The organism is Rufibacter sediminis, assembly GCF_014269285.1.
Lineage (GTDB): Bacteria > Bacteroidota > Bacteroidia > Cytophagales > Hymenobacteraceae > Nibribacter > Nibribacter sediminis.
This window is the reverse complement of sequence record NZ_JACOAF010000020.1, coordinates 1-11,404: the sequence shown is the minus strand read 5'-3', so window position 1 is coordinate 11,404 and position 11,404 is coordinate 1. Positions and strand designations below refer to the sequence as shown.

6 protein-coding genes are annotated in these 11,404 nt (G+C 51.6%); 5 read left to right on the top strand and 1 reads right to left on the bottom strand.

The genetic code is table 11. The features are described from left to right. Window positions 1-185: 185 nt before the first annotated feature. From H7U12_RS06755 to rpiB, 4 genes are all read left to right on the top strand, one after another. Window positions 186-2,585 (top strand): hypothetical protein, encoded by a 2,400-nt coding sequence (locus H7U12_RS06755; RefSeq protein WP_186634945.1) that lies wholly within the window; start codon window positions 186-188, stop codon window positions 2,583-2,585. 180 nt (window positions 2,586-2,765) lie between these two features. Continuing rightward, complete coding sequence (locus H7U12_RS06750; protein ID WP_186634942.1) at window positions 2,766-4,040, top strand: serine hydroxymethyltransferase; 1,275 nt, start codon at window positions 2,766-2,768, stop codon at window positions 4,038-4,040. A 131-nt stretch (window positions 4,041-4,171) separates the two neighbouring features. Next, complete coding sequence (gene tatC, locus H7U12_RS06745) at window positions 4,172-5,026, top strand: twin-arginine translocase subunit TatC (protein ID WP_241749204.1); 855 nt, start codon at window positions 4,172-4,174, stop codon at window positions 5,024-5,026. Between the two features lie 11 nt (window positions 5,027-5,037). Further along, window positions 5,038-5,469, top strand: a complete 432-nt coding sequence (gene rpiB, locus H7U12_RS06740) for a ribose 5-phosphate isomerase B (protein WP_186634939.1) — start codon at window positions 5,038-5,040, stop codon at window positions 5,467-5,469. Window positions 5,470-5,866: 397 nt separating this feature from the next. Here the strand turns inward: rpiB and fbaA are convergent, their stop codons facing one another. Continuing rightward, window positions 5,867-6,934: a class II fructose-bisphosphate aldolase gene (fbaA, locus tag H7U12_RS06735; RefSeq protein WP_186634936.1), complete on the bottom strand. Its 1,068-nt coding sequence runs from the start codon at window positions 6,932-6,934 to the stop codon at window positions 5,867-5,869. A gap of 398 nt (window positions 6,935-7,332) precedes the next feature. On the opposite strand from fbaA, the gene polA reads away from it, so the two are divergent. Continuing rightward, the gene (gene polA / locus H7U12_RS06730) at window positions 7,333-10,203 is read left to right on the top strand and encodes a DNA polymerase I (RefSeq protein WP_186634932.1); all 2,871 of its coding nucleotides are present in this window, start codon (window positions 7,333-7,335) and stop codon (window positions 10,201-10,203) included. Window positions 10,204-11,404 lie beyond the last annotated feature (1,201 nt).

Here is an 11,404-nt window from a genome sequence, read left to right as displayed (position 1 = left end):
GCTCTCTCAATGGTCATAGAAGGGAATTAGTTATCACTATATGAATAGAGGACCTATATCTGAAAAGCCAACTATAAACATTTAGTATAATGCTTTGAGTGAGTTGTAGAGCATGTAAGCAGTAGAACTATTCTTAAAACATCATCAGTTTCTTAACCCAATTCCTAACCCTTTATTAAAAACGTATGATAAGAACATTTACTCGCTTAAAGGAGGTGGTGTGCCTCGCCCTCAGTCTGGTATTGGTCAGCGGGGGCATGTCTTCTAGTTATGGGACTAGTCTCTTCATCAAAGGAGAACACCTTAAGACAACCCAATCCATTCTATCCATCTCTAACCTGACCTGGATGGCCAAAGGGCTGGGAGTAACAAGTGTAGAAGATTCAACCGCTGCTGGCAAAACCTATTACTGGGTGCCATTTGGAACGAATAACCGCGGGAGCGGAGCCTGGAGCGAAATAGGGCACTGGGCAACTACCAGCGGTGGAAAAGAGAAGCATCAAACATTGCCAACCGCAGTAGACAACGTGGTGTTTGACATCAACTCTTTCTTATTCACAGGCCAGAAAGTTACCCTAGACAAAGAAGCAAACGTGAACAACATCTCCTGGAATGGCATCCGGGCTACTAACTTTGACGGGAATGGCCAAACCTTGAATGTGCACGGAGCGGTACAGGCAAACTTGGATCTTACTTTTACCGGCACGAAAGGTTTTTTCCTGAATTTGAAATCAGAGGCTGAAAACACCCCGGTTAACTTTGAAGGAAGGCTCTTTGCCCCGGGAACTGTCTTGACGTTTGATGGTTCCGGTAGCTGGGATTTGAAAAGCCAGATTCGGGTGAGCGCCAATGGAACCATTAACCTGAATCAGGGAACTCTCAAGACCAATGGCTATCCGTTGTCCATCAACGCATTCAATTCTGTTGGTGACAACGCCAGATCTCTGGACCTGGGCAGTTCTGCCCTTGACAACCTGAGCAGTTGGAACGTGTCCCCTTCCCTGAACCTGAAGGCAGATTCGGCGGCTTTTACGTTAAACGGCCCCGAAACCCATATCTTCAACGGAGGCGGAAAGTCGTACAGGTTAGTGACACTTTACGGGCCTCAGTCGTATGTGAACCAAAGCAATACCTTCAAGAGCATTACCCTGCCCAAAGCGGAGGTCGCTACAGAAAGCAACACCCTTGTTCTGGAGGCGGGCCAAAGCCAGACCATTGAGAGCCTTTTCACCTTTGGAGAAGGTACCATTACCAATATCCAGTCTTCGGTGCTCGGCCAAACGGCCAACCTCAACTTCTCCTCGTATGGCTTTTGTACCGATTACCTCACCATCTCTGACGTAACGGCCACCGGAAGAGGAGCCTATTATGCGGGCCTATCGAGCCGATCAATCGGGAACACCAACGGTTGGAATTTCCTGGGTTGCGGATCAACCATCTATTCGCCTAAAAGCACCACCGATTTTGATGCGTGCAAATCATCTGCGGCGGTAGTATCTACCGGGTCAGGTATCTGGCAGGAGGTGAAGTTGGAGGGCGAGGTAGTGGCTTCAATCAATGATGGCGGTAACAGCCTAGGCGAAGTTGCCATTGATTTTGTCGTGAGCGCCAATAACGCCCGTCCGCTGATCAATGCGGAAACTGCGCAGGTACAGGCCTTAGCGAGAAACTGGAGAATCAGATCTGCAGTAGCGCCTAGCGCAGATAAGCCGGTTAAAATCAGATTCTACGGATTACAGTCAGAAGTGGAAGCGTACAAAACGTCCGTTACTGCCGTTTCATCGTTGAACGATCTGTCTTTTACCACTTACAGCAGCGCCGGAACTTCTGAGAACTGTGACTACACAGACAACGTGGAGGCAGGTTCTTCTACCAACCATGTGACAACCGCCACTTTCTCTTCCACCGGAAACTACTTTACCGCTGAACTGACGGGCATCACTGATTTTACGGAATACTACCTGCACAACGGTTCCTCCGCCATTGACTTTGTGGCCTCTAAGCCGGTAGTGGAAATCCCCGAGCCAGATGAGGAGATTGAACCGGTAGAGGACTCCGTGAACTGTGACATGATCAAGCTGAAGTGGTTCTCCAAGCCAAGAAGCAAATTCATCTCTTACGAGGTAGAAGTGGCTACTGACCTGCTGAAAAATGACTTTAAGATCATCGGCAAATTCCAGAGAAAAGTTGCTCTTGACCAGTCCCAGGCCTTTGAGCTGCAAGACAGCAAGAAGGGCCAGGAAACCGTAAGATACTACCGCCTGAAGATGTATGACGCAAAAGGCAGAAAATACTACAGCAGAATCATCCTGGTGAGATTTAACTGTGGCGTGCAGGTAGTACAGGCTTCTCCTAACCCCTTTAATGACCACCTCAAACTTACGGTAAACACGCCCAAGGCCGGAGACTTAAACATCAAGCTTCTGTCTAGCAACGGCAAAGAAAGCCTGTTTGAAAGAGTGATGGTACCGAAAGGGAAATCAGAGACGGAGATCAGAATTGATCCAAGAATGAAACCGGGCATGTACTATCTCTTCACAGAGCTCAACGGCAAGATCACTTCTCTGCGGCTTCTCAAGAAATAAACATCGGCCACCATTACGGTGCAACGAAACCCTCAGGCAATGCCTGGGGGTTTTTTGCTTGTTTTCGGGAAAACGGCCTTCAAACGCCGGGCTATGTTTTCTCTTCGGTTCCTTGCTTTCTAAACCATTGGTTATTTGCCGCAATGGCCGTACTTTTGGGCACCCACTAATAGAATACCAATGCAACGCGATTCCCAAATCTTTGATCTTATCCAGAAAGAGCATCAGCGCCAGCTGCATGGCATAGAACTCATCGCCTCTGAGAACTTTGTCTCAGACCAGGTGATGGAAGCCATGGGCAGTGTGCTCACCAACAAATACGCCGAAGGACTGCCTGCCAAGCGCTATTACGGCGGCTGCGAGATTGTAGACCAGTCTGAGCAGTTGGCCATTGACCGCGCCAAGCAGTTATTTGGGGCTGAATGGGTGAACGTGCAGCCGCACTCCGGTGCGCAGGCCAATGCGGCCGTGATGCTGGCCATCCTGAACCCCGGCGATAAGATTCTGGGATTCGATTTATCGCACGGCGGTCACCTGACCCACGGTTCTTTGGTGAACTTCTCGGGCAAACTGTACCAGCCATCGTTCTACGGCGTGGAGCCCGAGACCGGCGAGATTGACTGGACCAAAGTAAGAGAGGTAGCGGAGCGCGAAAAGCCAAAGCTGATCATCTGCGGGGCCTCGGCGTATTCCCGTGACTGGAACTACAAAGCCTTGCGCGAAGCCGCTGATGCCGTGGGCGCCCTGTTATTAGCCGATATCTCCCACCCCGCCGGTTTAATTGCCACCGGCCTGTTGAACGATCCGTTTGAGTTCTGCCACATTGTGACCACCACCACCCACAAAACCCTGCGCGGACCACGGGGCGGCATGATCATGATGCGGAAAGATTTCGAGAACCCGTTTGGCCTGAAAACCCCGAAGGGCGAGCTGCGCATGATGTCTTCCCTTTTAGACAGCGGCGTTTTCCCGGGCACGCAGGGCGGACCGTTGGAGCACGTGATCGCCGCCAAAGCGGTCGCTTTCCACGAGGCACTTTCGCCGTCTTACAAAGAATACACCCTGCAGGTACAGAAAAACGCGCAGGTGCTGGCGAAGTCGTTTGTAGACCGCAGATACAAAATCATTTCCTCGGGTACCGATAACCACCTGATGCTGATCGATCTTCGTTCTAAGGACCTTACCGGAAAACTAGCCGAAAACACCTTGATCAAGGCTGATATCACCATCAACAAGAACATGGTGCCGTTTGACGATAAGTCGCCATTTGTGACCTCCGGAATCCGAATCGGCTCGGCTGCCGTAACTACCCGGGGACTGAAGGAGCAGGACATGGACCGCATTGTGGGCTACATTGACCGCGTGCTCATGAACCATGACAATGACACCATTCTGTCCGAGACCAGAAAAGAAATCAACAACTGGATGCAACAGTTCCCGTTGTTCAATTACTAAGTAATAAGACACAGGTAGCAAGACCGTAGACACAAGATGCTGCGTTGGTTCTTCTGGCCATTTGACCAAGAGAGCCAGCGCAGAATCCAGCTTGTGACAGTCCGGCTTATTTGTTAAACCCTAAGCAACTAATGGCACAACGTTCCGGAGAGGTGGCAGCGCACGGCGGAGAAGAGCATGAAATGACCTTTTTGGACCACCTGGAGATTCTCAGGTGGCACTTGATCCGTGCGGCCGTGGCCATTGTGGTGTTTACGGGCATTGCCATGGCCAACAAAGAGATTGTCTTCCATGACATTATCCTGGGGCCTTCCCGCACCGATTTTTTTACCTATCGGAAACTCTGTGAGGTAGGCGCGGCCATCAACTCGCCGGGTCTGTGCATCAACAAGCTGGACTTTACGCTGCAGAGCCGCGAGCTTTCCTCGCAGTTCACCATGCACCTGACCAGTTCGTTTGTGATTGGCTTGTTGTTGGGCTTTCCGTACCTGTTCTGGGAGATCTGGCGCTTTATCAAACCCGGCCTGTACCCCAATGAGCGGGAAAATTCGCGCGGAGCGGTTTTCTTTGTGTCGTTCCTGTTTCTGCTGGGCTCGCTGTTCGGGTACTTCATTGTCTCGCCGCTCTCCATCAACTTTCTGGCCTCTTACCAGGTAGACCCTAGTATTGCCAACGAGTTTGACTTATCGTCCTACATCTCTACGCTGGTGACGCTGGTGTTGTCCTGCGGGATCATGTTTGAGCTGCCCATGATTGTGTACTTCCTGTCGCGGGCGGGTATTCTGTCGCCGGAGCTCATGCGCATCTACCGCAAGCACGCCATTGTGGTGATTGCGTTTGTGGCCGCCATTCTTTCTCCGCCAGACGTATTAAGTATGACGTTGATGGGCATTCCGCTGCTGCTGCTCTACGAGGTGAGTATCAACATCTCCTGGTGGGTGCGCCGGCGAGATTTGGCCAAACTAAATGAACAAGCTACTTCTTAAAAGAAACTAAGATGAAAATAGCATTAGGCGGCGACCACGCCGGATACCAATACAAAGGCCTGGTGAAGCAACAGCTGGAGGAACTGGGCCATGAAGTGAAGGACTTCGGGCCGTTCTCAGAGGCATCCGTGGATTACCCGGATTACGTGCACCCGCTGTCTACGGCGGTGGAGAATAAGGAGTATGAATTGGGCATCCTGCTCTGCGGCAGCGGAAACGGCGTAGCCATCACGGCCAACAAGCACGCCGGCATCAGAGCCGCGCTGTGCTGGCAAAAAGAACTGGCCGAGCTTGCCCGTTCCCACAACAACGCCAACGTATTATGTGTGCCCGCCAGATTCGTGAGCGAAGAAGTAGCCCGCGAGATGGTGGAAGCATTCCTAACCACTCCGTTTGAAGGGGGCCGTCACCAGACCCGGGTAGACAAGATCGCCTGCGCGTAGCCGCGCGAGTTCTGAGTCTTGAGTTCTGAGTCCTGAGTTCAGGAAGAAATAATTGGTAGGGGCACCTCTTAAGGGTGCCCTTGCTTTTTTGGGGCTGCTCTTTAGAAAAGGGGCTCAAATCAGGAATGCTGAACATCAGAGATCTTTCGTTAATGGGATCAAAACATCTTACAATGGGTTTGCACTTCAAATCAAAAAGGGCAACCACAAGGGATTGCCACTACATTTTTTTGTCAGAGCCATTTCCAAGGCCTTTAAGCAAATTTATGTTGCGCTAAATGGGATTTCCCCTTTGGGAGAATCTTATCTAAAACAGAAAAGCCGATCCTCAAGGATCGGCTTTTCTGTTGGCGTGCGAGATGATAGCACATCAGCACATTAAAAAATCAGCACATTATTATGCGTTGCGGTTGATGCAGTTCAGGTCTTCGAAGGCTTCTTTCAGGCGGGTCACAAAGGTCTCTTCGCCGGCGCGTAACCATACGCGGGGATCGTAGTACTTTTTGTTCGGGCTGTCTTCGCCGGATGGGTTTCCGATCTGGGCTTGCAGATAGTCTCTCTTGCCTTCGTAGTAGTTCTTGATGCCGTCCCAGAACGCCCACTGCATGTCAGTGTCAATGTTCATCTTGATGGCGCCGTACTCAATGGCTTCCTTGATTTTCTCCTTCTCAGAACCAGAACCACCGTGGAATACGAAATACACTGGATTTTCCTTCGTGCCGAATTTCTCCTGAATGTACACCTGTGAATTCTTCAGGATTTCAGGACGAAGCTCTACGTTACCGGGTTTGTACACCCCATGCACGTTTCCGAAAGCGGCCGCTACGGTGAACCTGTGGCTCACTTTGCCCAGTTCTTCGTAGGCGTAGGCCACGTGCTCTGGCTGGGTGTATAAGTGTGCGCTGTCAATATCAGAGTTGTCAACGCCGTCTTCCTCGCCGCCGGTCACGCCTAGTTCAATCTCCACGGTCATGCCCATTTTGGCCATGCGCTCCAGGTATTTGGCGGAGATTTCGATGTTCTCTTCCAGGGGCTCCTCAGAAAGGTCCAGCATGTGGGAGCTGAACAGGGGCTTGCCGTTTTGGGCGTAGAATTTCTCACCGGCATCTAACAGACCGTCAATCCAAGGCAACAGTTTCTTGGCAGCGTGGTCAGTGTGGAGCACCACGGTCACGCCGTAGGCTTCGGCTAATTGGTGCACGTGGTGCGCGCCAGAGATAGCACCGGCGATAGAGGCGGCTTGGCCTTCGTTGCTCAGGCTTTTGCCCGCGTAGAACTGCGCGCCACCTTGGGAAAACTGAATGATTACGGGAGAATTTACCGCCTTAGCCGTCTCCAGCACCGCGTTGATGGAGTTGGTACCAATTACGTTGACAGCCGGAAGGGCGAAGTTATTATCGTTGGCGTACTTAAATAAGTCCTGCACTTCATCTCCGTACAGAACCCCAGATCTAAATTTAGGCATGGATTCGCTAGTTTTGGTCTACTAGCAAAACTAACCAAATAATTGGTTAGTTCTAAAGATTCTTGCCGCCCGGGCATTTACAGGCAGCGTGCTTCTCTGCTTTAGAGCCATGTTTTAGGGGTGTTTTAGCGAAAAAAGGCCTGAAACGGAGTTGCCGTAGACGCCCGTAGGTCGTGCGCCGCTACGAGGTCTTTTGAGCAGGCGCAATGGCGGGGCTAAGCGGAGGGGCCGCATCGGTTTTGAAAACCTGGGAGGTATGGCTGTCTTCAACTAACTCCGTTTTGGGCCTGTTTTCGTCAAAACAGGCTTAAATCAAACCCCGCCAACTTTCTTCGGCCGCCGTAGTTATATAAAGACACCATTGCATAGCCGCGGCTTTGCCCGTACCTTCGTTTCCTATGAGTACACCAGATAAACGCCTGTTTCTGCTAGACGCCATGGCGCTCATTTACCGCGCCCACTTCGCGTTCAGCAAGAACCCCAGAATCAACTCCAAAGGCATGAACACCGGGGCTGCCCTGGGTTTCACCAACACCTTGGTAGACCTGCTTAACCGCGAGAAGCCCACCCACATTGGCGTGTGCTATGATGCGCCTTCCAAGACGTTTCGGCATGATTCCTTCGTGGAGTATAAGGCTAACCGCCAGGCCATGCCCGAGGACATCTCCATCGCCATTCCGTACGTGAAGAAGATTGTGGAGGCGTTTGGAATCCCCGGCATGATGCTGGACGGCTTTGAGGCCGATGACATCATCGGGACGCTTTCCTGCAAAGCCGAAAAAGCCGGGTACGATGTCTTCATGATGACGCCTGATAAAGACTACTACCAACTGGTCACCGACCACGTCTTCGTCTACAAACCGGCCTTTCTGGGTAACGCCATTGAGGTGATTGACAAACCCAAAGTGCTGGAGCGCTGGGAAATCAGCGACGTGAAGCAGGTCATCGACATTCTGGGTCTGCAGGGCGATGCCGTGGATAACATCCCCGGAATACCCGGCATTGGTGAAAAGACCGCGAAAACGCTTATCCAGAAATACGGCTCGGTGGAGAACCTGATCGCCAACGCACACGAGCTCAAAGGCAAGCAGAAAGAGAACGTGGTGAACTTCGCGGAGCAGGGTCTCATGTCCAAAGAACTGGCGACCATTCACCTGGACGTGCCCATTGACTTCGACGAAGAAGGACTGCGCTACGATGGGCCGGACATGGACAAGCTGGCCGCCCTGTTTGACGAGTTGGAGTTCCGGCAACTGGCCACGCGCGTGCTGGGCACCGCTTCGCCCGCCGTTCCCAAACCCGTGAGCAACAAACCCACTGTGGGCAAAGGCTTCAAATCTGACAAGCCCATGGGGCAGACGTCTTTGTTTGACATGCCCGCCGCCGAAACCAATGCGCCCGAAGAAGGCGCTGACCTTAATGCAACCGGCGAGGATTACGCGCCGCGCATCCGCAAAACCATTGACACCACCCTGCACGAATACCACCTGCTCACCACGCCCGAGCAGCGGCAACAACTGCTGAAATACCTGAAGCTGCAGAAAGAAGTTTCCTTTGACACCGAGACCACCAGCATTGACGCCATTACCGCGCGTTTGGTGGGTATCTCGTTCTGCTACCTGCCCGGTGAGGCCTACTACATTCCGGTTCCGCCCAAAGACGAGGACGCCGCCCGCGAGATTGTGCAGGAGTTCAAGGAAGTGCTGGAAAGCCCCGCCATCACCAAAATTGGCCAGAACATCAAGTATGACCTGGTGGTGTTGCAGCGCTACGGCATTGACGTGCAAGGACCGCTCTATGACACCATGCTGGCCCACTACCTTTTGGAACCCGACATGCGCCACAACATGGACCTGCTGGCCGAAACGTACCTGCACTACACGCCCATCGCTATTGAGACGCTGCTGGGCAAAGGCAAGAACCAGCTCACCATGGACAAACTGCCGGCGCTCCAGATTTACGAGTACGCCTGCGAGGATGCTGATATTACCCTGCAGCTCAAAAACTACTTTGACCCACTTTTGGAAAAACAAGGCCTGAAACGCCTCTTCAATGAGGTGGAGAACCCCTTGCTGCGCGTGTTGGGGCACATGGAGCGCGAAGGCGTGAGCATTGACGCCGAAGCATTGGCTGAATCTTCCCTTGTGCTGCAAACCAGCATCCAGGAAATTGAGCAGAAGATTTTCAACCTGGCGGGTATGGAATTCAACATCGGGTCCCCCAAGCAGTTGGGCGAGGTGCTGTTTGACCGCATGGGTCTGGGCGGAAGCAAAATCAAGAAAACCAAAACCGGCCAATATGCTACCGGCGAGGAGATTCTCTCCAAACTAGCCTTTGAGCACGAAATTGTGCAGCTGATTTTGGACCATCGGCAGTTGACCAAGTTGAAGAGCACCTACGTAGATGCGCTTCCGGCGTTGGTCTGCAACGAGGATAACCGTCTGCACACGTCCTACAACCAGGCTGTAGCCGCTACGGGGCGTTTGAGCTCTACTAATCCTAACTTGCAGAACATTCCCATCCGGACGGAGAAAGGCCGCGAGATCAGGAAAGCATTTGTGCCGAGGGACGAGAACCACGTGCTGCTTTCCGCGGATTATTCGCAGATTGAGCTGAGAATCATGGCGCATTTCAGCAATGACGCCACCATGAAAGAAGCGTTCCAGAACGGTCTGGATATTCACGCTTCTACGGCGGCCAAGGTGTTCCACGTACCCGTAGATCAGGTAGATTCAGACATGCGCCGCAAGGCCAAGACCATTAACTTCGGCATCATCTATGGTATCTCAGCCTTTGGTTTGGCGGAGCGTTTGGCCATCCCGCGCCGTGAAGCCGCCGAGATCATTGAAGCCTATTTCCAAGAGTTCCCGGCCGTGAAAGAGTACATGGACAGTGCCATCAACCAGGCCCGCGACCAGGAGTTTGTGGAGACCTTGCTGGGCCGCCGCCGTTACCTGCGGGACATCAACTCCCGTAACCAGAACATACGTGGCTACGCCGAACGCAACGCCATCAACGCGCCTATTCAGGGCACCGCCGCCGATATCATCAAGATTGCCATGATCAACATTGACCAGTGGCTGCGCGACGAGAAACTGGCTAGCCGCATGATTTTGCAGGTGCATGATGAATTGGTGTTTGATGTACTCAAGGAAGAATTACCAGTAGTACAGCCCAAAATTGAGGAACTCATGAAAAACGCCTTCCCGCTGAGTGTGCCTATGGAAGTAGGCTTAGGCACTGGCGAGAACTGGTTGCAGGCGCACTAAGCGTTTTGAGGCTGTTCTGTCAAAAATGGTCTCAAAACAAACACCACAAAGCAGAAGAGGGAGCTTATGGGCTCCCTCTTCTGCTTTTGCTAACCAAGAATCTTCCTTGGCTTTGAAGGTGATGGTTTCTTCAAAGTCGTCGCTAGTTCCATCTGTCACCCTGATCTAATAGCCTTCCTTGAACTCCTCAGCATTATTTTATAAAGAGTAAAGTAAATTCACCATTTATATCCAGTCTGCAGTTAACAGATATCTAGGCAAACATGTTCTCGGCCAATCTCAAGCAAGTCCTGTATGAATTGTGCCTTAAGTCGAACTCCAAGCCTCAGGATTTCTGCGATAGTTATTTCCTGCATCCTCCATTGTCTGGCCTTTCCCTCTCCTTCTATATTATAGAGACTATATTATAAAGAGAGCACCAGCTTAAAAGCAGCTTAGAATCAAGAGGTGGAGAGAAAAGATAGTGGTCCTATATATACAAGAATAAAGTAGCAGGGCAGCAGAAGTGCATGCGTGTAGAGAAAGGCTTTAGAGTAAACTGCCTTACTACTATAGTATATGACCGATTACAGATAGTAAAGTGTACAAACTTAAAAATATTCCTCTTAGGGAACTCCCTAATCCTGAACATAGTTACTCCCTAGGCCACGGCAAGGAGGCGGTGAAACCGGCCATACCAGCAGGCGCCGCTTGTTTCCCGGGGAAAGATCCTTACCTTTGCAGCCCGCTCGGCAGGAGAGGGAGAAGGAACTTAGTGTAGACGGAAAGTTAAAGAAAAAGTTTCCCCTGCCCCTTGCGGTTCCGGGAGTTCTTCTTACCTTTGCACTCCCTTCCAGAGAGGGTCTGACGCGCCGACCGGGTGCCACGGAGACGAAAAAAAGTTTTGCCGATTGCTTGCGGAGAGAGAAGTTCTTCTTACCTTTGCAGCCCGCTTCAGGGACAAGGCCTCAGGGCCGAAGATGGAAGCGCTTCTTGGTCGAAAGGATTGAGGAAAGAAAAAAAAGTTTTTCGAAAGCGTTGCAGAAAGGAAAAAAGTTCTTACCTTTGCACCCGCTTCCAGAGAGAGGCTAAGGAAAGCAAGCTCAGCCGATCGGGTTGGGAAGAGAAAAAAAGAAAAAAAGCTGCTCAGGCTTGCGGAATCGAAGAAAGTCCCTACCTTTGCAGCCCCTACCGGAAGGAAGGGAAACGGAGACCGAGAGGG